Source organism: Halomonas fontilapidosi (assembly GCF_014192285.1).
Lineage (GTDB): Bacteria > Pseudomonadota > Gammaproteobacteria > Pseudomonadales > Halomonadaceae > Halomonas > Halomonas fontilapidosi.
In genome coordinates, this window is the sequence record NZ_JACHXQ010000001.1 from 650,502 (window position 1) to 673,906 (window position 23,405).

Below are 23,405 nucleotides of genomic sequence, written 5' to 3' on the forward strand. Positions count from 1 at the left end.
GCAGGATTCCGGCAGGGAAAAGGGGATCACTCGCCCCGGAAGGGCAGGCGACCATTGAAGGCGCGGCTCAGGGTGCCACCGTCGACGTACTCGAGCTCACCGCCCATGGGTACGCCATAGGCCAGCCGCGAGAGCGTCACGCCGAGGGGCGAAAGCTGGGCGGCGATATAATGGGCGGTTGCCTCGCCCTCCACAGTGGGATTGGTGGCGAGCACCACCTCCTCCACGCCACCCTCGGCGACGCGGGCCTCGAGCTGATCGAGGCCGATGTCCTCGGGGCCGATACCGTCGAGCGGCGAGAGGTGGCCATGCAGTACAAAGTAGCGGCCGCGATAGCCGCCGGCCTCCTCGATGGCCAGCTGGTCGGCGGGCGACTCCACCACACAGAGCAGATCGTCATCGCGCCGCGAGCTGGTGCAGAGTCGACAGACCTCTTCCTCGGTGAGGGTTCGACAGCGTCGGCAGTAGCCGACCTGCTCCAGCGCCACACCCAGCGCCTCGACCAGGCGTCGACCGCCGTCGCGGTCGCGCTCGAGCAGGTGCATGGCCATACGCTGCGCCGTCTTGGGCCCCACACCCGGCAGCACGCGCAGCGTCTCCATCAGTCTCTCGACCAGCGGGGAAAAGCTCATCGGCGATCTATCTCGACGTCGATCAGAAGGGCATCTGGAAGCCCGGCGGCAAGTTGAGGCCGGCCGTGGCCTCCTCCATCTTGGCCTTGGAACTGGCCTCGACCTTGCGCACGGCATCATTCACGGCGGCGGCCAGCAGATCCTCGAGCAGTTCCTTGTCCTCTTCCATGACGCTGGGGTCGATATCGACCTTGCTCACGTCATGGCGTCCGTTCATGGTCACCTTGATCATGCCGGCCCCGGCTTCGCCCTGGACTTCGGCCTTGGCGACCTCCTCCTGGACACGCTGCATCTTCTCCTGCATCTCCTGGGCCTGCTTCATCAGATTGCCCATTCCACCTTTCATCATGGCGGATTCCTCTCATGGTTGATGTGATCGACAGCCGCGGCGCAATTCAACCGCGTGCCTCGGCGTCGGCCGGCTTGACCGTGGATTCGATCAGGCGCGCACCGAAAGCCTGCTGCAACTTCTGTATGTGGGGGTCACGACTCAGGGCTTCAATCGCCTCGGCATGTCGCTGAGCGGCCAGGCGATCGGCCTGCTGCTTGGGGGTCTCGACTCCTGAGGGCAGCGGGCCCGACTCCATGGCCAGGAGGCGCTCGACCCCGATGGCCGCCAGCGCCTCGCGCATGCGGGTGACATGGACCTCGGCCTGCATCGCCTCCTGGGAGGGGTCGAGCCGCAGCGTCAGTCGTTCGCCGTCGTCGGCCTCGACAACGCAGTGGGCGGCCAGGTTACGCGTCAACCCCCCGAGCCCCAGCGAATCGAAGCAGGCCAGCCAGTCGGCGTGGCTGAAGCCCTCTGCCGCGACGGGCGCAGGAGCGGTCGGCGCTTCAGCGGTCTCCTCTTGCGTCGCTTGTGATTCTGTCACCGACGGGTCCGACAGCGCCGAGGCGTCAGGCAGGGAGGCCTCTGCCGGCCCGGCCGCGGGCTCGTCCACCGGCGAGACAGGAGAAGAGGCCTGCGGAGCTTTCGCATGCGGTTCTTCCTGCTCGATCCAGGGGGGCGGCTCGTCATTCGACCACGCGGGCATGTCGGCCTCAGCGGCCGACGCCACGGGCTCGGGTGACGGGCCAGCCGTCGCGGCTGAATCGGGGGCCTGCGAGGGCTCGGGGGTGAGCTGGGCGGGCGCGGGTGACGAGCCCGCCTGGATGGCCTGCCCACCTTCTGATGCCTGCTCCTGGCGAGCCGGCCCAGCCTGAGAGGGCGCACTGCCGCTCGGCGCCGTGCCGCCCGACCCGGCGCCGTCGGGCTCACCCTGGCCACGCAGGGGCAGCGGCGTCTGCGCAGGACGCGGCACGCCCTGGGGGCGAAACGCCAGCATGCGCAGCAGGGTCATCTCCAGGGCGCTGCGCAGGTCCGGGGCGTGCGCCATGTCGCCACGGCCCTGGATGCCGATCTGGTAGTAGAGCTGAATGTCCTCGGCGGTAAAGCGCGCCGCCAGGGCGAGCAGCGCGTCGCGATCGCCGTGGCCGTTATCCACGGCATCGGGCACCATCTGGGCGATGGCCAGGCGGTGCAGCACCCCGGTGACGTCGTTCAGCACCGCGGCGAAGTCCGGCCCCTGCTCGGCCAGGGCGGCGACCTCGGCGAGCAGCCGAGCGGCATCCACCGTGGCCAGGGCCTCGATCAGTGCGAGCACGTGACGATGATCGAGGGTACCGAGCATCGCGGCGACGTCGGCATGCTGCACCGCTCCTTGGCCGAAGGCAATTGCCTGGTCGGTGAGGCTCATGGCATCGCGCATGGACCCCTCGGCCGCCTTGCCCAGCAGCCACAGCGCACTCTCCTCGAAGGACACCCCTTCGACCTCGAGCACCTTGGCCAGGTGGCCGACGATGCGCTCGGGCGGCATGTGCTTGAGGGTGAACTGCAGACAGCGCGACAGCACGGTGGGCGGCAGTTTCTGCGGGTCAGTGGTCGCCAGCAGGAACTTCACATGGGGTGGCGGCTCTTCCAGGGTCTTCAACAGCGCGTTGAAGCTGCTGGTGGAGAGCATATGCACCTCATCGATGAGGTAGACCTTGTAGCGCCCCTGCGTCGGCGCGTATTGCACGTTGTCGAGCAGTTCGCGGGTATCCTCGACCTTGGTGCGTGAGGCCGCATCGACCTCGATCAAGTCGACAAATCGCCCCTCGTCGATGGAACGGCAGCTGTCGCACTCGCCGCAAGGGGACGAGGTCACGCCCTCGTCGCCCTTGCCGTTACGGGTGCAGTTCAGGCACTTGGCCAGAATGCGCGCCAGGGTGGTCTTGCCCACGCCGCGCGTGCCGGTGAACAGGTAGGCATGATGCAGACGCCCCTGATCGAGGGCATTGACCAGCGCGCGCTGGACATGCTCCTGGCCCACCAGTTCGTGGAAGGTACGCGGTCGCCACTTGCGGGCCAGAACCTGATAGCTCATGCAGCGCGGAATCCTTGCGGTGAAGCGAACAGCAGCGGTGGAATTGACGAACGCCGGGGGCATGCGATGACGCGGCCCGATGTCCGACAGCAAGGCACCATTCTAGCGACCGGGAAGCGCTGCGGGAAGCAACGCCCGATGGTCGTCACCCCGGATATTCCCGCAAGAGATCGCGACCGTAACCCCGGATGAAGTCCAACGCCCGGGCATGCTTCCAGTCGTCGCGATAGACCAGGCCGAAACTGAAGTCGATCTCGGGCGTGAAAGGCAGCATCGACACCCCGTCTTGCGGGGAAAGCTGGTCGGTGGCGGTGATCGGGTTCATCACGCTGATACCGACACCACTGGCCACCAGGGCGGTGATGGCGCCGATATTGGCTTCGGTCTTGCCGGCAATATGAATGCCGTGCGTGGCGGTCAGGTTGAGCAGCGGATCGGCGCCGACATTGGGCTGATTGCTGATCACCAGATACTGGTCCTTGAGATCTTCGATGGTCACCGCGCTCCGGGCTGCCAGGGGGTGGCTCCCGGGCACCAGGCAGCGGGCCTGGGTCGTCAGCCATGCCTCGACGCGCAGCACGCGCGAGGTGACCGGCAGTGTCACGAAGCCGATATCGGCATGGCCCGACTCTACCTCCCGCAGCACATCATGACTCGACATCATGTCGAAGCTGATGCTGAACCCACGATTGTCCTCGAGCAGTGCGGCCACCAGACGCGGCACGAAGCCGAAGGCCAGGCCCGGAATCGCCGCAATCCGCAGCCGCGAGGTACCAAACTCCTTGAGGGCCAGCACGCTGTGGCGCAGTTCATCGATATTGCCCATCAGACGCAAGATCTCCTCATAGAGCTCGCGCGCTTCGGGGGTCGCCACCAGCCGGTTCTTCTCACGCAGAAACAGTTCGAGTCCCAGGTTCTGCTCCAGCTGGGCCAGAGACCGGCTGACCCCCGACTGGGTGATGCCCAGCGTCCTGGCCGCCTGCGAGGCGCTGCCGGCCTCGAACAGGGTCTTGAAGATCGCCAGCGCCTTGAGCGAGTGGATATTGACGTCTGCCATGAGTAAAAATCATCGTGTTCGGTAAAAAGATCATATATTGAAATATTTTGCTGTCGCTACCTAGACTGTTGCTATCCGAACCACATAACGACAACGGATCGACAAGATGACGGCTTCTCCCCTGTTCTACCAGGCTGGCCCCCCGATGCCGGAAGTCAGCCACGGCCACGGTGTCTTCCTGTGGGACATCCACGGCAAGGAGTACCTCGATGGCTGCTCCGGGGCCATTTCCTGCAACCTCGGCCATGGCCGCCAGGACATCCGGGACGCCATGCTGGCACAGCTGGACCGCGTCGCCTTCACCTACCGCACCCAGTTCGAGAACGCCCCGGCCATGGCGCTGGCCCAGCAGCTGGTCGAGATCACCGAGGGTGACTTCGAGAAGATCTTCTTCGTCTCCAGTGGCTCTGAAGCCGTCGAATCGGCCCTCAAGCTGGCCCGACAGTACGTCGTCGCCCGCGGCGAGTCGCAGCGCCGCCACTTCGTCTCGCTGCGCCCCTCCTATCACGGCAGCACGCTGGGCGCGCTGGGCGTCACCGGCTACCAGCCGCTGGAAGGCCCCTTCACCGCCATTACTCCCGGCTCCATCAAGGTGCCGGGGCCGGACTTCTATCGTCAAAGCGACGGCGATCGCGATCTCCACATCCAGCGTGTGCTCGACGAAACACGCGCGGCAATCGACGCGGCCGGCGGCGACACCATCATCGCCATCGTGCTCGAGCCGGTGGGCGGCGCCAGCACTGGGGCGCGACTGGTCGACAAGAGCTACCTGGAGGGACTTCGGCGTCTGTGCGACGAGATCGGCTGTCTGCTCATCTTCGATGAGGTACTGAGTGGCGTGGGTCGAACGGGCAGCTGGTTCGCCTACCAGCAGTGGGGCGTGACCCCGGACCTGCTCACCACCGCCAAGGGGCTGGGCGCCGGCTATTATCCGGTGGGTGCGCTGCTGTGCCGTGAGCAGATCGTCGCGACAGTCATGGCCGGCGGTGGCTTCCAGCATGGCCACACCTATGCCGGCAATCCCCTGGCCTGTGCCACTGCCCTGGCCACCCTGCGTGCCATCCAGCACGAGGGCCTGCTGGACAACGTCAGGGCCCGTGGCCAGCAGCTCCAACAGGGCCTGCAAGCGCTGCAGAACCGCTACCCCTGGATCGGCGATGTGCGCGGCCTGGGCCTGCTGTGGGGCGTCGAGCTGGTCATGGATCCCGTCGAGAAAACGCCCTTCCCTGCCGAGGCCAATCTCTTCGCCCGCATCACGGCGCTGGCCAAGAAGGAAGGCCTGCTGATCTATCCCCGCCGCTCTCTCAACGGCCTGGCCGGCGATCATTTCCTGGTCAGTCCGCCCTTTACCATCAGCGAAAGCGAGACCCTGCTGCTGCTCGAGCGACTCGGCATCGCCCTGAGCCGCCTCGACAGCGAGGTGGTATCGCCGCTGCTCAAGCAGCACAGCGCTGCCACCGCCCACGGCACCACAGGCTGAGACCCCATGACGCTGCTCAACCACAAACACTCGACGATCGAGGCAGCCATCGCCAGCATTCCGCATGGCGCCGTGATCATGGTCGGCGGCTTCGGCTCGCCGGGCACCCCCTTCGCCCTGCTCGACGAGCTGCTGGCCCAGGGCCAGACCGGCCTGACCCTGATCAAGAACGATGCCAATGAACCCGATATCGGCATCGGCCGGCTGATCCGCGCCGGTCGTGTCGACCGGCTGCTGACCTCGCATATCGGCCTCAACCGGATCGCCATCGAGGAGATGAACCAGGGCCGGCTGGCCGTGGAGATGTACCCCCAGGGCCTGCTCGCCGAGAAGATCCGCTGTGCCGGTGCCGGCCATTACGGTTTCCTCACCGATATCGGCCTGGACACCGAGATCGCCGCGGGTCGCCGCGAGATCGAGTGCGATGGCCGGACCTGGGCGATCGAGCCGGCCATCCGGGCCGACATCGCCCTGGTTCACGCCGACCTGGCCGATGCCTACGGCAATCTCGTCTACCGCGGCACCGCCATCAACTTCAACCCGCTGATGGCCATGGCAGCCGACCGGACCATCGCCCAGGCCTTCGAGATCCGCTACCCCGGGAGCCTGATACCGGAAGCCATCCACACCCCCTGCGCCTTCGTCAGCCAGGTGGTGCAGGTCGACCCGGTCACCAGCGAACAGGGGAGGCGCGCCCATGCCATCTGATCAGGAGAGGATTCTCGCTCGCGCCGCCCGGGAAGTGGTCGCCGGCCAGATCGTCAACCTCGGCATCGGCCTGCCCACCCGACTGTTTCACTACCTGCCCGAGGACATGGAGGTGCTGATCCATTCGGAGAACGGCGTGCTGGGCTGCCAACCCCTAGCCTCGGGCCGCGAAGCCGACCTCGAGATGATCGATTCGGGCGGGGCCTATATCGGCACCCGCCCGGGGGCCAGCGTATTCGACAGCGCACTGTCCTTCGCCATGATCCGGCGCAGCCGGGTGGATATCACCTTCATGGGTGCCTTCGAGGTCGACCAGGCGGGCAACCTGGCCAACTGGAAGATTCCCGGCAAGTTCTCCCCGGGGATCGGCGGGGCCATGGAGCTGGCCCAGAAGGTCGACACCCTGGTGGTGCTCTGCTCGCACAACGACAAGCACGGCAACCCCAAGATCCTGCGGCACTGTCGGCTGCCGCTGACGGCGCCGCGCTGCGTGTCGCGGATCATCACCGAGAAGGCCGTGATGCAGGTGACCGCTGCCGGGCTCGAGGTGATCGATATCGCCGAGGGGCTGGAGGTGGCGGCGCTGCGCGCGGCCACCGAGGCCGAGCTGATCATCGACGAGTCACGATTGGGGAGGTTCTGATGTTCGACGCCAAGGAACAACGCATCCTCGAGCGCTGTGAGGCACTGATGGCGCCGGCCCTGGAACTCACCCGGGACCTCGTCCGCGACTACAGCGTGCTGGGCCAGGAACAGGATGCCCTGACCACCATGGAGCGCTGGTTCTCGCGCCTGGACCTGCCGACGGAGCGTGTACCGCTGGATGCCCCGGGCTTCGCCGACCATCCGCAGCGTGCGCCGACCGAATGGTCGAGCGCGGGCCGCTACAACCTGGTCTCACGACTCAACGCCGGAGCCGATGGCCCCCACCTGGTGCTCAACGGCCATCTGGACGTGGTGCCCGCCGAACCCACCGACATGTGGACACGCCCCCCCTGGGAGCCCTGGGAGCAGGACGGTTGGCTCTTTGGTCGCGGCGCCGGCGACATGAAGGCCGGCATCGCCGCCATGGTCATGGCGGTGCAGGCCGTGCGCGAGGCCGGCGTGGCGATCGACTTCCCGCTGACGCTGCAGACCGTGATCGAGGAGGAGTGCACCGGCAATGGTGCCCTGGCCTGCCTCCATCAGGGCTACAGCGGAGACTTCGTGCTGATACCCGAACCCTTCGGGGCACAGATCTACAGCGGCCAGGTGGGCGTGCTGTGGTTCCGGATGCGCATCGACGGGGTGCCGGCGCATGTGCTGGACACCCGCGCCGGCAGTAACGCCATCGAGGTCCTGCAGGACTATCTGCCCGCCTTCAAGGCGCTGGAGAAGGAGATCAATGCCCTGCCCCGCCCCGCGCCCTATGCCGCGCTGGACCATCCCTTCAACCTGAGCATCGGCAAGATCGAGGGCGGCAACTGGGCCTCCAGCGTACCGGCCCACGCGATCCTGGAGGGACGCGTCGGCTTCCCGCCAGGCATGGCGCCAGATGAGATCATGGCCCGCGTGCGCCAGGTTATCGCCGAGCACCATGCCAGTCTCGATGACGGCAGCCCGGCCCCCTCCGTCGCGTTCCATGGTTTTCGCTCCGAAGGCCACCTGGTCGACCTGGAGACACCGGCGATCCGCCTGCTGACGCGCTGTCACGAGGACCTGATCGGCACGCCGCCAGACTACTACCTTTCAACCTGTACCACCGACCTGCGGGCCTTCCATGTCGCGGGCGGCATCAACGGTACCTGCTATGGCCCGGTCGCCCAGCGCATCCATGGCGTCGACGAGTGCGTCGAGATCGATTCCATCCGCCGGGTGATAGCCACCTACGCCCTCTTCATTCATCGCTGGGCTCGCCTCACCGGACTCCAGGGAGACGACGCATGAACGATGCCTATCTGGTCGACTATGCCCGCACCGCCTTCACCCGCGCCCATCCTCGCAAGCCGGAGGTCGACGCCTGGTCGGGCCAGCGTGGCGACGTCCTGCTGGGTCAGGTCATCGACGCCCTGCTGGAGCGAACTCGCCTCGAAGGGGGCACCATCGAGGATCTTAGCGTCGGCTGCGCGCTGCCGGTCAAGGAGCAGTGGAGTTTCGGCGGACGCTATCCCCAGTGGCTCTCGCGGCTGAGCCTGAACTGTGCCTCGCGCCAAATCGACCAGCAGTGCGGCTCGAGCCTGGCCGCGCTGCGCGGGACGGTCCGTGAGATCCAGGCCGGCACCGTTCAGGCCGGCCTGGCGGGCGGTTTCGAGAACATGTCGCGTGTGCCGATGGGCCCGGCCCTGTTCCAGGAAGGCATCCTGACCGTGCCGGACGCACTGCAAGGGGCCGAGGATCTCGACCTGGGCGTGGCCATGAACATGGGCCTGACCGCCGAGCGGCTGGCCAGCGAGAGCGGCATCTCCCGCGAGGCCATGGATGCCTTCGCCCTGCGCTCCCATCAGCGTGCCGCCCAGGCCGAGCAGGCCGGCTGGTTCGACGGCGAACGCCTGGCACTGGCCAACCCGGCCGGCGAGGTGGTCGCGCGCGATGCCAACATCCGTGCCGACACCAGCCTCGAACGTCTGGCAGGTCTCGCCCCGGCCTTTCTCGAGGCAGGGAGAGTCACCGCCGGCAACAGCTCTCCGCTTACCTCGGGCGCCGGCGCGGCACTGGTCATGGCCGAATCCGCCATGGCCCGGCACGGCCTCTCGCCCCTGGCCAGGGTCGTCGAGGTGGTCGACTGCGGCGTTGCGCCGGAGCGCATGGGGGCAGGCGCGGCGGCCGCCATTGAAAGAGCTCTGAGAGTGACCGGCCTGAGAATCGAGGATATCGAGGCCTGGGAGATCAACGAGGCCTTCAGTGCGGTACCGCTCTATGCCATGCAGGCCCTGGGCCTCGACGCCGAGCAGGTGAATGTGTTCGGCGGCGCACTGGCACTCGGCCACCCCCTGGGGGCGACCGGTATCCGCCTGACCGGCACTCTGGCGCGCATTCTGCACGCCCAGAACAAGCATTACGGCTGTGCGGCCGCCTGCATCGGTGGCGGCCAGGGCATCGCCGTGATCCTCGAGCGCGTATGACAGGTGCCTCTGGCACCGGCTCGTTTCCAATATCCAGGTAGACAAACAGGAGGTGACCTCCCCTGCAAGCCGCGCGATGCACTCCCTGACGCCCCCGGCGTCACGATCGACAGACCACCACCACCATCACCAACAACAAGCAGGCACTGACATGACAATGCACAAGAAACCCTTTGTTCGTCCCCTCATCGGCACCCTGGCACTGCTCGGCGCTGTCACCCTCGCCACCCTGCCGGCCCAGGCCCGAGACCTCCCGGCGATCCAGGAGGATGTCTTCCAGGTCGCCAATTCCGGCGCCTATCCGCCCTTCAGCTACGTGGATACCGCCGGCAACCTGGTCGGTTTCGATGTGGATATCGCCGAGGCGCTGGCGGACAGGATGGGCGTCGAGGTCAATATCCAGACATCGCCCTGGAACGGCATCGTCGCCGCCCTGGCAGGCGGCCGTTTCGACGCCTGCATCTGCAGCATGAGCGCCACCGATGAACGCCGAAAGGCCGTTGACTTTACCGACCCCTACTACCGCTCGGGACTCTCCATCTGGGTGCGCGAAGAGACCGACGATGTCAGCAGCATCGCGGACTTCGAAGGCAAGCGCGTGGGCTCGACACTCGGCGAGACCGGCAATCAGTGGGCCACCGAAAAGGCCGAGGGCAGGTGGCGCAACCAGACCTTCCAGGGCCTGCCCGACATGCTCAATGCCCTCACTACCGGTCGCATCGACGTCATGGTCGCCGACGATATTCCCGTCTATGTCGCGCTGAACGAGGAAGATATCGACATCAAGCAGGTAGATGTGGGCGACTTGCCGCGCTTCCCGGCCGCCATCGCCCTTCAGAAAGGCTCCCCGCAGCTGAAGGAGGCACTCAACACGGCGCTGGCCGAGATTCGGGCGGACGGCACCTACCAGCAGATCGTCGACAAGTGGATCGGCCCAGGGGTCGAATTCAACTGATGGGATCGACACGGCAGGGCGAAAGCCCTGCTGCTGCCCACCCTTCCTGACAACACAACAACAGGAAAGAAGGGATCATGGACTTCAATCTGATGATCGAGATCGCGCCGCTACTGGTACAGGCGGCCTGGGTGACGGTGGACATCTCCGCGCGCGCCCTGTTCTTCGGTTTCTTTATCGCCTCGGCGCTGGTGGTGCTGCGCACCTCGCGAATCCGGCCCGTGCGCTGGCTGTCCCGCGCCTATATCAGCGTGGTGCGCGGCACGCCCTATTTCGTGCAGCTGCTGCTGATCTTCTACGGGGGGCCCGCCATCGGCCTGCGCCTGGACCCCTTCACCTGCGGGGTGGTGGTGGGCGCCTTCAACATCGGGGCCTACATGAGCGAAGCCATTCGTGGCGCCATCGAGTCGGTGGACAGTGGCCAGAACGAGGCCTCGCGCTCACTGGGCTTCGGCCGTCTGACTACCCTGCAATACATCATCCTGCCCCAGGCCGCCGGTCTCATGATCCGCTCAGTGGGTGTGCTGGCGATCATTCTGGTCAAGAACTCCTCGCTGGTATCGATCATCTCGGTGGTCGAGTTGACCTACCAGGCCCAGCGACTGATCGGCTCCACCTACAAGCCCCTGGAAGTCTTCACGCTTAGCGCCCTGATGTACATCGTCATCATCTACGCGGTCATGGGCATCGTGGAGTTCCTCTATCGCCGGGCCACGCGTTACACCTTCCTGTAACCCTTACCGGGCGCCTTACCGGGCCACAACAACCAGGATAGCCCCATGGAATTCGACTTCAGCCCCGTTATTGACTACTTGCCCGTACTGCTGCAAGGCGTCGGCGTCACCTTGCTGATCGGCGTGGCCGTCGCCGTGATGTCGGTGGTTGGCGGCCAGATCGTGGCGGTCATCACGCTGTATACCCGCAAGATGGTGAACTGGCCACTGCGCTTCTTCATCTGGCTGTTCATGACCACACCGCTGCTGCTGCAGCTCTATTTCCTGTATTTCGGCATTGGCGAGTGGATACTCATACCGGCGATCGTGGTAGGTGTGCTGGGCCTGGGCTTTCACTACATGGCCTACAACGCCGACATCTTCATCGCCACCATCAAGTCCGTGTCGAGTGGCCAGTATGAGGCATCACGCTCGCTGGGTTTCGGGCATCTGGCCACGCTGTTCTATGTGGTTCTCCCCCAGGCGTTCAATCGCGCACTGCCCCAGCTGAGCAACAACATGATCATCATGGTCAAGGATATCTCGGTGCTCTCGGCCATCGGCATCGGCGAGATGGTCTACGTCTCGCAGTACGCCATCAGCGTGACCTTCCGCCCTTTTGAGTTCTACATCACCATCACCGTTATCTACTACCTGATCAACCTGATGATGGAAGCCGGCCAGACGTGGATCGAACGTCGTGCCGCCTACCGCAGCTAACGAGGACGTCACATGACACAGACAACCGAGACCCCGATGGTCGAGCTCAAGGGCGTCAAGAAACGCTTCGGCGACCTGGAAGTGCTCAAGGGTATCGATCTTAGAGTCGACCGCGGCAGGATCATCTCCATCATCGGGCCGTCGGGTTCGGGCAAGAGCACCCTGTTGCGCTCCGTCAACAACCTGGAAGTGATCGACGAGGGGCAAATTCTGCTGGATGGCGTGCAGGTCAATCGTCCCGACCTGAAGGGACTCGCCTTCGAGAAGCACATCAACCATATCCGCCAGAACATGGGCATGGTGTTTCAGCACTTCAATCTGTTTCCCCACCTCTCGACACTCGAAAACGTGACGCTGGCCCCCCGAAAGCTCAAGGGAGTAAGCACCAGTATCGCCCGGGAACTGGGCATGGAGCTGCTCGAGCGTGTGGGACTGGCGGACAAGGCACAGGTCTACCCGAGCGCCCTCTCGGGTGGCCAGAAACAGCGGGTGGCCATCGCCCGGGCGCTGGCCATGCAACCCAAGGTCATGCTCTTCGATGAGGCCACCTCGGCCCTCGACCCCGAGTTGGTCGAAGAGGTCAACCGCGTCATGAAGGGACTGGCCGAGGAGCATATGACCATGCTGATCGTTACCCACGAGATGGCGTTCGCGCGCGACGTTTCCGACTGGGCGATGTTCATGGATGGCGGCGTGGTGGTCGAGGCCAATACCCCTGAGCACCTTTTCAGTCATCCCGATCAGGAACGCACCCAACACTTCCTGCGCAAGCACCTGGGCACACAGGGCTGAACAAGACCGCGGTTCGACGGCCACGAAGCGTCGTCGAACCGCGTACGCCGGGCCGTTCACACGCAACGTGCTGCGTCAGGACCGGCATACCTAGGCGGTCTCGGGTGTGACGCCTGGCATCACGTGCACCCCCGCTGTGACGTCGATGGGATTCAGGCTTCCAGCGCCTGGCGTTCGAGCGCCTGCCTGATGCCGTCATCCAGCCCCAGTGCGCCACCCAGCTGGTCGAGCCAGGCCCGTTCCATGGGGTTCTGGTCGTCGATCACCGCCACGCTGACCAGATACATCTCGCGCGCCGCCTGGGGAGAGTCCGCCTGCCGAGCCAGCGCCTGGGCATCCAGCGGGGCCTCGAGCTGGCGCTGGACCCAGTCGTGCAGTTCGGCATCCGCGCCCAGGTCGTCGATCTGCTCGGTGATCAGGGCACGTTCGCGGTCATCGATATGGCCATCGGCCCGCGCCGCCATGATCACCGCCTGCAGCAGCTCCAGGCTGCGCTGCTCCCGCGCATCGCCTTCCAGCTGCTCCATGGCATGCCCCTCCCGAGCGGTGTCGGCCTGGGCATCGCCGCGGGAGTTCTGCCAGGCCTTCCAGGCCAGCATGCCGACGCCGGCAATGGCCCCGTACTTGATGGCCTTGCCGCCCAGCTTGCGGCCGCGCTTGGAGCCAACCAGCAGCCCCAGGGCACCACCGCCGAGCAGGCTCTTCATGTCGACCCCGCTGCCCTTTCCCGCCTCTCGGCCGCCGCCGAGCTGCGAGGAGAGGCTATCGATCATCCCCTGGACATCCAGGCCGCCGCCCGGTGCGCCGCTACCCTGGCGGCCACCGCCGGCCTGCTTCATGATCTGGTCGAGAATACGGCTTGCATTCATGGTGTTTCGCTCCCGGTGAGAGGCAGGAAGGGGGCCAGTGGGCATCGCTAAGCGTTCAGGTAACGAGATTAGCACCCCTCGTTACGCGCCAGGAAGCAGCAGGAGGTACCAGGCGTAACCCGTGATACCGATACGGTATGGCCCGTGACGGGCTTGAATGGCGCAGGAGTAGCGAGAGATAGGCGGGGGGATCAGCTCTTGGGGGGAAGGTCACGTCGCTAAATCCCGCGTGAAAAGCTGGCCTGCTCACTCAGCAGGCCAACTTCGCGACGCCGGTGAAATGTCCGGGTTAGACACGTTCGAAAATGGTCGCGATACCCTGACCACCGCCGATACACATGGTGACCAGTGCGTAGCGACCCTGAATGCGCTCCAACTCGTACAATGCCTTGGTCGCGATGAAGGCACCGGAACAGCCCACTGGGTGCCCCAGTGCAATGGCGCCACCGTTGGGGTTGGTCTTGGACATGTCCAGCCCGAGCCCCTTGGATACAGCCAGAGCCTGGGCGGCAAAAGCTTCGTTGGATTCGATGACGTCCATTTGATCAAGTGTCAGGCCAGCACGCTCCAGCGCTCGCTTGGTAGCCGGAATCGGGCCTTCGCCCATGATGTGGTTAGGCACTCCGGCAACCGCGTAGGAGACCAGGCGAGCCAGCGGCTTGTAGCCATCCTTCTCGGCCGCTTCAGCACTACCCAGAACCAGCATTGCCGCACCATCGTTGATACCCGATGCGTTACCCGCTGTGACGGTACCCTCCTTTTTGAATGCCGGGCGCATCTTGGCGAGGCCTTCCAGGGTGGTATCGGCTTTACAATGTTCGTCAGTGTCAAAAACGGTTTCACCCTTACGGCTCTTCAAGGTGATAGGCACGATCTGAGACTTGAAACGGCCTTCTTCAATGGCGACGGCCGCACGTCGCTGAGACTCGACCGCAAAGGCGTCTTGTTCCTCGCGACTCAGTTCCCACTTTTCAGCCAGGTTCTCAGCCGTGATGCCCATGTGACCCTCACCGAAGGGGTCGGTGAGCACGGCAACCATGGAATCAACCATCCCCGTGTCGCCCATTCGAGCACCGGAACGCATTGCCGGAGCAAAATAGGTGCCCCGTGACATGACTTCGACGCCCCCGCCAACACCGTAATCGCAATCGCCCAGCATGATGGCCTGGGCGGTAGAAACGACGCCCTGAAGGCCGGAACTGCACAGACGGTTGACCGCCATCGCCACGGAATCCATCGGCAAACCGGCCTGGATAGAGGCAACGCGGGCTACGTATGCGTAGCGTGAGTCAGTCGGAACACAGTTCCCGACAGTCACGTAGTTGATTTTTTGAGGATCTACGTTTGACCGGCCAACGGCCTCTTTCATGACGGTTCCTGCAAGTTCTGCCGGTTCCATCTGGCTCAAAGAACCGCCGAAAGTCCCGATTGCTGAGCGTGCCGCGCTTAGTACATAGACGTCGCGATTTGCCATGTATCACCCCTTTAGATTACATCAGTCAACGCTAAGTTTTTTACCGCGGCCCATCGTGCCCGGATTGGTGACTATGGCGCCGGTATCTATTGGGCTAAACGGTAACGTTAGAGTCGTCGTGTCGGTATGTTCCCGCGCCTGCCACGCAGTGCTCTGATCTTGTACAGCGCAAATGCCATCGTATTCTTTCGCAAAAGTACCTAGATAGATGATTTACCGCTATTGGACTTTCCGGGGGGGCGGGGGCTCAATATTCAAGGATGGGGTCCACTTCAGCCGTGGCGTCCCCTATCTACAGAGTCCCGGATGATCAAATCACCTACAAAAGTTGCCCCCTGCTAGCCGCCAGGGAGCTTCTTCAGCCATTCATCCGGGAGCAGGTTCATGGACATCAGGCTGGATAACCACGCGACCACGATATCGAAGATCCAGGCAGGGAGGTGCCGACATTGGCGCGGCAGGATGGCTTCTCGCTTGTTTCGGGTCGGGAGGGATCGACGTATCTCACGCCTATCGACTACGGGCCGTAAAGGGGAAGGAATCGTCAGGCGAAAGTGGTATACGCCATAGGGAGTTCGAATCACGGGGGCAGGTTCAGGGTCATTGTGTATCACCAGATCGTATCTGTCACGAAAATGGCGGCAACAAACCCTTCAAAATCAATCATATGGCCGAAATGGAGGCGGCCCCGACAGCCACATCCCGGCACACGCGACCACCACTACCGTTGCTCCCTTCCGGGCCTGGCGGGGTTTGCGGTTTAGCGTTGCGGGAGGACCGACGGGGCCACCACGGCAGGATGCTCGAGGCATCGCTCGCCCGATAGCGCTATATGCCGTCATCGAGCGAGCTGCACTATATCAATGCCCGGCCTCGGCCACAAGGGGCGACGCGGGTAACCCGGTTGGCCGCAGGCGCAGGGATGAGGAAGCGGCGTCGCTCGTGTATGGTATGCCAGTCATTTCCGCCACTGCCTATCACGGAGGCGCACCATGAAGAAGGATCCGAACAAGGGCTACATTGCCCTGTTGGGCTGGAGCCTGAACGCTATCGAAGCCGCCGAGAACTTCGATCGACGCTATGTCGTGGTCGCCCCGGATTGGGCGGAAGAGTACTGTCAAAAGCACGATATCCCCTATGTGCCGTGGAACTTCGAGCGTCTCAATGACCGCTCGATGGAGATTGCCGAGACCCTCAAGGAAAAAGGCGTCGACGTGGCCATTCCGATGTTCGAGGAGACCGTGGAATGGGCGGGTGCCATCAACTCGGTGCTGCTCGACAATCCGCGCCTCTACGGTCAATCCTTGCTGCTGCGCGACAAGGCACTGATGAAGCGCCGCGCCCAGCTGGGCGGCATCCGCGTCGGCATCTTCGAGGAGGCCCACGACAAGGAGGACGTCGTGCGTTTTCTCAAGCGGGTCAACCAGACCCTGCTCAAGCTCGATGGTGACCCCAACGACCCGATCCACCTCAAGGCGTTCGACAAGGCCGGTTGCCTGGGCCATCGGGTCATCCGCACGCCGGACGAGGTCGATACCATCCCCGAGGAGGAGTTTCCGGTGCTGATGGAATCGCACCTGGATGGCTGGGAATTCGCCGTGGAGGCCTGGATCCACAACGGCAAGATCGTCTTCCTGAATATTTCCGAATACGTGACGCTGGGCTACTCGGTCTTCGTGCCGGCCTCGCCGGAGCTCGAGAAGTACCGCCCCCAGATCACCGCCCAGATCGAGAAGCTGATCAAGACCTTTGACATCGAGTTCGGCCTGATCCACCCCGAATACTTCGTCACCAACGACGGCGAGATGTACTTCGGCGAGGTGGCCTACCGCCCGCCGGGCTTCAAGGTCTTCGAACTGCTCGAGAGGGTCTACGGTTTCAATGCCTACCAGGCCTCGATGCTGGTCTTCGATCCCAAGTCCACGCATGACGAGGTCGAGGCCTTCTTCCCCAAGGAGGTGGTGGACGCCGATGGCTTCGCCGGCTGCTTCGGGGTCTATCCGCGCCGTCGCGTGGTCAGCAAGCTGGAGATTCCCGAGGAGGTCGAAGACGACCCCTACTTCGAGTCCCACGAGCTGACGCCGCCCATGGAGGAGACCGTCACCAAGCGGACTGCCTTCGGCACCCACTGGGGCCTGATCTACTTCAAGGGCGACGAGTCGGCGCGCATGAAGGAACTGCTCAAGCACATGGAAGAGCTTGATTTCTATGTCTGATACAGGCGTCATGGATTTTATGACAGCCTGACGACAAGGAGTCGGCGTGACTACGCCTCGAGATATGCAAGACGCCAGTACACCGCAACAGGCCAGCGACAAGCTCGCTGGCCTGCTCAAGAAACTGGATGACGCCATCAAACTGCTGGCAGAGGCGCCCGAGTTTGCCAAGCCGGGCAAGCTGCCCCGGGTTCTCGATACCGCCCGGCGGATCATGCTGCAGGAGGGCGGCTGCGAGGCCATCGAGCAGCGGGCCCGCAAACTGGAGGAGGCCGGGGTCTTTCGCGGTTCCGACTGGCAGACCCCCCAGTACCTGGTGCCCTCCCTGACCACCCATTCGCTCAAGAGCGCCAACGCCGACATCGTGGTGATCGAGGCGATCAGCGAATTGCGGATCCTCGCGGTGGCCAAGGGGGACTACCTGCATCCCCTGCTCTCCGAGGAGCAGGCCCACCATTACCTGACCCAGGTGATGGCGCTCAATCTCTGGCTGCTGTTCGGCGCCCCCACCGAGGCGGAACGCGAGACCCAGGGGCGACTGGCGCAGATTCCCCGCTACCTGTTCCAGCACCTGGCCGAGCGCATCGGCTACGAGCACGTGATCGACCGATTGATCACCGAAATCTGGCGGATCCTGCAGCAGCGGCCGATCCAGGTGGATACGATCAAGCAGATGATCACCCAGATCGCTATCTGCCAGGCCAATCCGGAGATCGACCTGGGGGCCAGAGGCCAGGGGGCGGACCGTCTGGTCAGCTCGCTGTACGGTCCCACGCACGCGTGCCGCGAGGATCCCGGCATCGAAACCTACCGCGAGCGCCTCTCGAGCATGGACAGCGGCGCCCTGCAGTACGAGGCGACCGGCTTCGCCCGGGCCATGCATGACACCAGCCTGGTCTCGCCCTACCACGCCGTGCTGCTGCGTCACCTGCTCGATCACAGCGACCACCTGCTCGCCGAGGCCATGGGACTGTCGTCGACCGGACGCGACTGCCTGCTCTGCTATCGCGAGCTGGTGCACGCGCTGATCCGCGGGGCGGTCTACCCGACCACGCCCCAGGCGATCTATGGGCTGGCGCTGATGCTCGAGCGCGGCATCCTCTATCAGCCCCCGGTGGCCCCGGCCATGTGGCGCCAGCTGGGGCTCAGGCTATCGGACTGGTCCGAGGCGCGACTCAACCTGGCCTTCGGTGACAGTGCCTCGCCGCGCGCCCGGCTGCTGGAAGGGGTGCTGTGCATGCTCGGCCTGCCGCTGGGCGTGGGACAAGGCAACAACCCGACCTGCCAGTCCGCCCGCGCCCTGTCCATGTGGGCCTACAACGACCCCGACTACCTGTTGCAGATGGTCACCTGGGCCGCGCGTGACGACGAGATCATCATGCACTTCGAGGGCAATCCCCTCTCCTCCATGGCCAGCCTCTCCGGCGTCGCCAAGGAGTTACCGATAGATCTCGATCCGGTCTCCTTGCTGGTGGTGCCGCACCTGGATCGCATCTATGCCGAGATGGGACGACGCTGTCTCGATCGCGAAGGCGACCCGCATCGCTGGGTCAATCCGGAATTTCACGGCTGGTGGTCGGGCCGCGGCTTTCGCATCAACGTCGATGTAACCACCGGCAAGCTGCACGAGCTGGACGACTTCCTGCGCCATTTCTATGCCAGCTACCACCCTTATTACAACGGCAACCAGCCGCTGATTCACCCCCAGCCAGCCGGCATCGCGGTGACCGACAGCGCGGCTCGTTTTATCGGCTGGCACGCCATTACGCTGCTGCGCGTCACGCTCGATCCCAGCGATACCATGCGCGTTTACTTCTACAACCCCAACAATGACAGCGGTCAGGACTGGGGGGATGGTATCGAGGTCAGCACCGCCGGCAATGGCGAGCGCTTCGGCGAGTCCTCACTGCCCTTCGAGCAGTTCGCCTCGCGCCTCTACATCTTCCACTACGACCCGCTGGAACGCGGCGAACTGGCCAAGATCACCCAGGAGGAGCTCGATCGGGTAACCGGCTATATCTACCGCAGCTGGGGGGCCGACCGGATTCCTCCTGGGGAGCTGCAGGCCGACGAGGGGCCGTAAGGCCCCCTCCTGCGGCCATGCAGCGCCTCGACCAGCTACTCCTCTCCCAGGGCCTGGCCCGTTCACGGACCCGCGCCCAGCGGTTGATCCGCCACGGACGGGTCCGGCTGGCCGATGGCGGCATGCCGCTGAAGAAACCCGGCGAGAAGTTTCCCGAGGCGACGCGCCTGACGGTGGACGAGGATCCCGAGGAGCGCTATGTGTCCCGGGCAGGCCTCAAGCTGGAGGCGCTGATCGAGACCCTCGGTCTGACGCTCGCGGGCCGCCTGGTGCTCGACGTCGGCCAGTCCACCGGCGGCTTCACCGACTGCGCCCTGCGCTTTGGGGCCCGCCATGTGATCGGCGTGGAGGTCGGCCATGATCAGCTCGACCCCTCGCTGCGCAACGATCCCCGCGTCACCTGCCTCGAGGGACTCAACGCGCGCACCATGACCGGCGAGCCGCGGCTGAGAGCCGCCTTCGATGCGCTGGGGGCGACGGGCCCGGACCTGGCCGTAATGGATGTCTCCTTCATCTCCCAGACGCTGATACTGCCCGACCTCGCCGACCTGCTGCCGTCGGGGGGCGAGCTGCTGAGCCTGGTCAAGCCACAATTCGAGCTCGGGCCGGGCGGCGTCAACGCGCGCGGTCTGGTGGCCGACCCCGAGCGCTATGCCGAGGTAGAGACCCGGTTGCGCGAATGCTGTACCGGGCTCGGCGTCGAGATCCTGCATTGGCAGCCGAGCCCTTTGCTGGGCGGTGACGGCAACCGCGAGTTCCTGCTCCACGCTATCAAGCGCTGACGGCGTTACGCCTCTTGGCGAGCGTCCTGTGCCAGCCCTTACTCAACGCCCGGCATCGCCGTCACCGCCATCGAGATCGCCCGGATCCCCACCGGCGCCGGGTGGCGGATGCTCGGCAGGCACCGACGAACCGGTAGCGATATGCTGGACCCTTGCCGTCTCGCCGCCGGCGCGGTGCAACCAGACATCAAGCTGATTGAAGGCGATGTCGATGCCGTGCTCGGCGAACAGCTCACCCACCCGGCAGTTGATCTCGTCGGTGGCAAAGAGACGATCGCCGAGGCTGTTGACGAAGATGCGCAGCTCGAAGTCCAGCGTGCTCTCGCCATAGCTCATGAAGAAGACCTGGGGCTCGGGATCCGCCAGCACCCGCGCATTCTCGTCGGCGGCCTGTCTCAGCAGGCGATGCACCAGGCGATGATCCGAGCCGTAGGCAACACCGTAGCTCAGCACGACCCGCGTGACCGTGTCGGAGAGCGACCAGTTGATCAACTGATCGGTGATGAAGGTCTTGTTGGGAATGATGATCTCCTTGCGGTCGAAATCAGTCACCGTGGTGGCGCGAATGCGGATCTTGCTTACCGTGCCGGTGAGGTTGCCCAGGGTGATGGTGTCGCCGATGCGCACCGGCCGCTCGAAAAGGATGATCAACCCCGAGACGAAATTGGCAAAGATTTCCTGCAGGCCAAAGCCCAGCCCTACACCCAGCGCCGCGACCAGCCACTGCAGTTTGCTCCAGGAAACCCCCAGGGTCCCCAGCGCGGTCACCACGCCCCCGCCGACAATGGCGTAGGCGAGCAGCGAGCTAATGGCATAGGCACTGCCCTGCTTGAGCTCCAGGCGGGACAGCACGCTCACCTCGAGCAGACCCGGCAGGTTGCGTGCCATCATCAGGGTCAGCACCACCACCAGCAGGGCGGTGATGATATCGGCCACCGAGACCATGCTCGCCACCGCCTCGGCCGCCTGGCCCTCCCCCGGCTCGATGAGGGTGACCTGTTCCAGATAGCTGAAGACGGAGAGCAGGTCGGACCACACCAGGTAGAGCACCAGAATGAAGCCGATCAGCAGGATCAGCTTGGAGAGGCGCAGCGACTGCTGGTTGACCTGCTCCATGTCCAGCGGTGGCTCCTCGACCACCTCGAGGCTACCCTCGGCGCCCTCCTGTGCCTGGGCACGCCGCCGCGCCAAGGCGCGGCGATAGGCCAGACGGCGTGCCGCCACCGCCAGCCCACGAATCACCGTGGCTTCCACCAGGACCCAAAGCCCGAGCAGATAAAGCGTGATCACGAAGCGCCCCAGCAGGCTGAGTGCCGTGTATTCGTAGCCATAGATAATCAATCCGGCCAGCACCAGGGGCACCAGCGCAATGACCAGGCCGATGATCAGCCGGAATAGCTTGACCCCGAAGAAGGGCACATGGGCCAGGATCAGCTTGCTCATCACCAGGCTCATGGCCAGCAGGCCACTCAGCAGCAGGACCAGGCCCAGCGGGCGTTGATTCAAGGCGATCGCCGCATCCCGGGCCAGCGGGCCGATCAACAGCACCGGCACCAGGGCCACGCCCAGCCACATCAGCCAACGGCGCAGAGCCGCCGCATAGCTGGGAGGCCAGTAGAAGTGTCGGGTCGCCACCCCACCCTGAAACAGCAGGTTGCGCGCCCAGGCAATCACGGCCCAGGCCAGGGCCAGATGAAGCAGCGCATGGCCGATGCCGCGGGTCATCCCTTCGGCGCCCATCAGCAGTGCCAGACCGAGGGCCAGCACACACAGCGGGCCGGGCAGGGCCAGCAGGGCATTGAGTGCCACCGCCTGCGGCGTGTGTCCCTGGGAATCCCGCTTGAGCAGGCCGACCTCCTGATGCAGGCGTGCCAGGTGCTCGCGGATCCGCCGTTGACCGGCCAGCAGCCCCAGCGCCACCAGCAGCACCGGCAGGCCGAACAGGGCCCGGGCATTCGGCGGCCGCCAGTTCGTCGGCAATATCGTTCGCCACTCCCCCTCGCGCCACTCCATGGCGAGGTTCTCGGGCAGATGGTTGAGCCAGGCCAGTCCGACGGGACGGGTATTGGGAATCCAGAACAGCTGCTCGTCGATGGTGGCGCGCAGCTCCTGGCTGGTAGCCAGAAGCTGCTGCTGGTTGAGCTGCAGGTCAATGGCTGCACTGAGCATCTCGCCATAGGCCTGTTCCAGCTGGTCAACCAGCTCACGACGGGCCTGGTAGAGCGCGAGCAGAGAATCGATCAGGGCAGGAGATGCCTGGGCGTCGGCCTCCTCGATCCGCTGCCGCGCCAGCTGCTCGCCCTCGCGCAACTGATCACGCTGTCGACCCAGCTCGAACTGCTTGAGACGCAGGTCGGCGATCTCGTCCTGCAGGCCTCGTCGCGCCTCCACCCGCGGCAACATCTGACGCTGCTCACGCAGGATTCTCGCCAGCAGTATGCTGCCGCGGATGGCGTCGATCTGTTCGTTGAGGCTGCGCTGCAGCTGACGAACCCGGTCGAACTGGCGACGCACCTCGAGCCCCTCCCGAACCAGACGATTGGCCCGGTCGGTGGCGCGCAGCAGCTCCAGACTCATGGTGCGGTTGATCTCCCGGGCCCTGCGCACGACGGGATGACCGATTACCCCGCCTGCCTCGTCGCTTACCGCCTCGGCGATGGCCTGTTCGGACTCCTCGCGACGGCGTCGATCGATGATCCCCTGAAGCGTGGTCAGACGGGCCTCCTGGCTGGCGACCTGGCGCTCCAGCAGGTCGCGGTGCTCCTGGTCCAGCTCCCTCAGGCGGGTGTTGGTGGCCAGTTCACGCTGGTGAAGCTGCAGGGTCTGCTCCGCCAGCTCGCGTTCGATGCGCAGTTGCCAGCGCCGGGGGTCATCCTCGGCAACCTGACCGGCCGCCAGCTCCTCCAGCTGGCGGCGATTCTCGTCGGCCCGCTGCATTGCCTCACCGATGGCCTGCTGTGCTCGCTCCGGCAGGGTCTGGGCACTCAGCAGCCGAGCCGAGACCTCGGCGAGGCGATCCTGAAAGCCCGATAGCGCCTCCTGGGCCTCCTTGCGGCGCTCTTCCAGCGCCTCGAGGGAGAGCGCCTCCAACTCGTCAAGGCTCTCCTCCTGGTCGGTCTGCTGCATGTCGCGAAGCTCGCGTTGCAGACGCTTGAGCTCCTGAGGCGCCTCCTGAACGCGCGTCTCGAGGCGTGACAACTGCTCCCTGACCGCGGTCAGACGCTGAGCGGCGTCGAGGGCAGCGTTCAGTGCGTCGATGTCTCGCTGTGCACCCTCGCTGGGCGTCTCGCCCTCGGCCGGCTTGCGCTCGTCCAGTCGAGACTCGATCTCCTCGCGTGACGGCAACTTAGGAGACAACGACGCCTCCGATGCACTCTCCTGAGCCAACGTGGGTGGCGCGACCACCAGCCAGCTCAGC

General features: G+C 64.7%; 20 protein-coding genes and 1 other RNA gene. 12 read left to right on the forward strand and 9 right to left on the reverse strand.

Annotated features, from left to right (window positions below; genetic code table 11):
- Nucleotides 1-26 precede the first annotated feature (26 nt).
- The 4 genes from recR to FHR95_RS03005 form a co-directional block, all read right to left on the reverse strand.
- The gene (recR, locus tag FHR95_RS02990) at nucleotides 27-632 is read right to left on the reverse strand and encodes a recombination mediator RecR (protein WP_040186073.1); all 606 of its coding nucleotides are present in this window, start codon (nucleotides 630-632) and stop codon (nucleotides 27-29) included.
- Nucleotides 633-654: 22 nt separating this feature from the next.
- A complete protein-coding gene (locus FHR95_RS02995; RefSeq protein ID WP_040186072.1) occupies nucleotides 655-981 on the reverse strand; it encodes a YbaB/EbfC family nucleoid-associated protein in 327 nt (108 codons plus the stop codon).
- Nucleotides 982-1,027: 46 nt separating this feature from the next.
- Nucleotides 1,028-3,037 (reverse strand): DNA polymerase III subunit gamma/tau, encoded by a 2,010-nt coding sequence (dnaX, locus tag FHR95_RS03000; RefSeq protein WP_183313292.1) that lies wholly within the window; start codon nucleotides 3,035-3,037, stop codon nucleotides 1,028-1,030.
- A gap of 145 nt (nucleotides 3,038-3,182) precedes the next feature.
- A complete protein-coding gene (locus tag FHR95_RS03005; protein ID WP_040186068.1) occupies nucleotides 3,183-4,094 on the reverse strand; it encodes a LysR family transcriptional regulator in 912 nt (303 codons plus the stop codon).
- 106 nt (nucleotides 4,095-4,200) lie between these two features.
- On the opposite strand from FHR95_RS03005, the gene FHR95_RS03010 reads away from it, so the two are divergent.
- The 9 genes from FHR95_RS03010 (at nucleotide 4,201) to FHR95_RS03050 (ending at nucleotide 12,563) form a co-directional block, all read left to right on the forward strand.
- Nucleotides 4,201-5,574 (forward strand): aminotransferase family protein, encoded by a 1,374-nt coding sequence (locus FHR95_RS03010; RefSeq protein ID WP_183313293.1) that lies wholly within the window; start codon nucleotides 4,201-4,203, stop codon nucleotides 5,572-5,574.
- 6 nt (nucleotides 5,575-5,580) lie between these two features.
- A complete protein-coding gene (locus FHR95_RS03015; RefSeq protein ID WP_183313294.1) occupies nucleotides 5,581-6,282 on the forward strand; it encodes a CoA transferase subunit A in 702 nt (233 codons plus the stop codon).
- Entirely contained in the window at nucleotides 6,272-6,925 is a 654-nt protein-coding gene (locus FHR95_RS03020) for a 3-oxoacid CoA-transferase subunit B (protein WP_040186064.1), read from the forward strand. The genes FHR95_RS03015 and FHR95_RS03020 overlap by 11 nt, the downstream gene beginning before the upstream one ends.
- A complete protein-coding gene (locus FHR95_RS03025; RefSeq protein WP_183313295.1) occupies nucleotides 6,925-8,208 on the forward strand; it encodes an ArgE/DapE family deacylase in 1,284 nt (427 codons plus the stop codon). Before FHR95_RS03020 ends, FHR95_RS03025 begins: the two co-directional genes overlap by 1 nt.
- Complete coding sequence (locus tag FHR95_RS03030) at nucleotides 8,205-9,383, forward strand: acetyl-CoA C-acyltransferase (RefSeq protein WP_183313296.1); 1,179 nt, start codon at nucleotides 8,205-8,207, stop codon at nucleotides 9,381-9,383. Before FHR95_RS03025 ends, FHR95_RS03030 begins: the two co-directional genes overlap by 4 nt.
- A gap of 151 nt (nucleotides 9,384-9,534) precedes the next feature.
- A complete protein-coding gene (locus tag FHR95_RS03035; RefSeq protein WP_040186060.1) occupies nucleotides 9,535-10,338 on the forward strand; it encodes a transporter substrate-binding domain-containing protein in 804 nt (267 codons plus the stop codon).
- A 77-nt stretch (nucleotides 10,339-10,415) separates the two neighbouring features.
- Entirely contained in the window at nucleotides 10,416-11,072 is a 657-nt protein-coding gene (locus tag FHR95_RS03040) for an amino acid ABC transporter permease (RefSeq protein WP_183313297.1), read from the forward strand.
- A gap of 45 nt (nucleotides 11,073-11,117) precedes the next feature.
- The gene (locus tag FHR95_RS03045) at nucleotides 11,118-11,771 is read left to right on the forward strand and encodes an amino acid ABC transporter permease (protein ID WP_040186057.1); all 654 of its coding nucleotides are present in this window, start codon (nucleotides 11,118-11,120) and stop codon (nucleotides 11,769-11,771) included.
- Nucleotides 11,772-11,783: 12 nt separating this feature from the next.
- A complete protein-coding gene (locus tag FHR95_RS03050) occupies nucleotides 11,784-12,563 on the forward strand; it encodes an amino acid ABC transporter ATP-binding protein (RefSeq protein WP_425485252.1) in 780 nt (259 codons plus the stop codon).
- A gap of 152 nt (nucleotides 12,564-12,715) precedes the next feature.
- Here the strand turns inward: FHR95_RS03050 and FHR95_RS03055 are convergent, their stop codons facing one another.
- The 4 genes from FHR95_RS03055 to ffs form a co-directional block, all read right to left on the reverse strand.
- The gene (locus FHR95_RS03055; RefSeq protein ID WP_040186055.1) at nucleotides 12,716-13,432 is read right to left on the reverse strand and encodes a tellurite resistance TerB family protein; all 717 of its coding nucleotides are present in this window, start codon (nucleotides 13,430-13,432) and stop codon (nucleotides 12,716-12,718) included.
- Nucleotides 13,433-13,721: 289 nt separating this feature from the next.
- Nucleotides 13,722-14,906: an acetyl-CoA C-acyltransferase family protein gene (locus FHR95_RS03060; RefSeq protein ID WP_040186051.1), complete on the reverse strand. Its 1,185-nt coding sequence runs from the start codon at nucleotides 14,904-14,906 to the stop codon at nucleotides 13,722-13,724.
- A 338-nt stretch (nucleotides 14,907-15,244) separates the two neighbouring features.
- Nucleotides 15,245-15,520, reverse strand: a complete 276-nt coding sequence (locus tag FHR95_RS17395; protein WP_425485254.1) for a DUF6538 domain-containing protein — start codon at nucleotides 15,518-15,520, stop codon at nucleotides 15,245-15,247.
- Between the two features lie 72 nt (nucleotides 15,521-15,592).
- Nucleotides 15,593-15,689, reverse strand: an RNA gene (gene ffs / locus FHR95_RS03065) — signal recognition particle sRNA small type.
- A gap of 209 nt (nucleotides 15,690-15,898) precedes the next feature.
- Here ffs and FHR95_RS03070 point away from each other — a divergent pair.
- From FHR95_RS03070 to FHR95_RS03080, 3 genes are all read left to right on the forward strand, one after another.
- Complete coding sequence (locus FHR95_RS03070) at nucleotides 15,899-17,122, forward strand: ATP-grasp domain-containing protein (protein WP_040186050.1); 1,224 nt, start codon at nucleotides 15,899-15,901, stop codon at nucleotides 17,120-17,122.
- A gap of 64 nt (nucleotides 17,123-17,186) precedes the next feature.
- On the forward strand, nucleotides 17,187-19,205 hold the full coding sequence (locus FHR95_RS03075) for a hypothetical protein (protein WP_183313398.1): 2,019 nt from the start codon (nucleotides 17,187-17,189) through the stop codon (nucleotides 19,203-19,205).
- Nucleotides 19,206-19,222: 17 nt separating this feature from the next.
- Complete coding sequence (locus FHR95_RS03080; protein WP_183313298.1) at nucleotides 19,223-19,987, forward strand: TlyA family RNA methyltransferase; 765 nt, start codon at nucleotides 19,223-19,225, stop codon at nucleotides 19,985-19,987.
- A 42-nt stretch (nucleotides 19,988-20,029) separates the two neighbouring features.
- On the opposite strand, the gene mscK is transcribed toward FHR95_RS03080, so the two are convergent.
- The gene (gene mscK / locus FHR95_RS03085) at nucleotides 20,030-23,395 is read right to left on the reverse strand and encodes a mechanosensitive channel MscK (protein WP_183313399.1); all 3,366 of its coding nucleotides are present in this window, start codon (nucleotides 23,393-23,395) and stop codon (nucleotides 20,030-20,032) included.
- Nucleotides 23,396-23,405 lie beyond the last annotated feature (10 nt).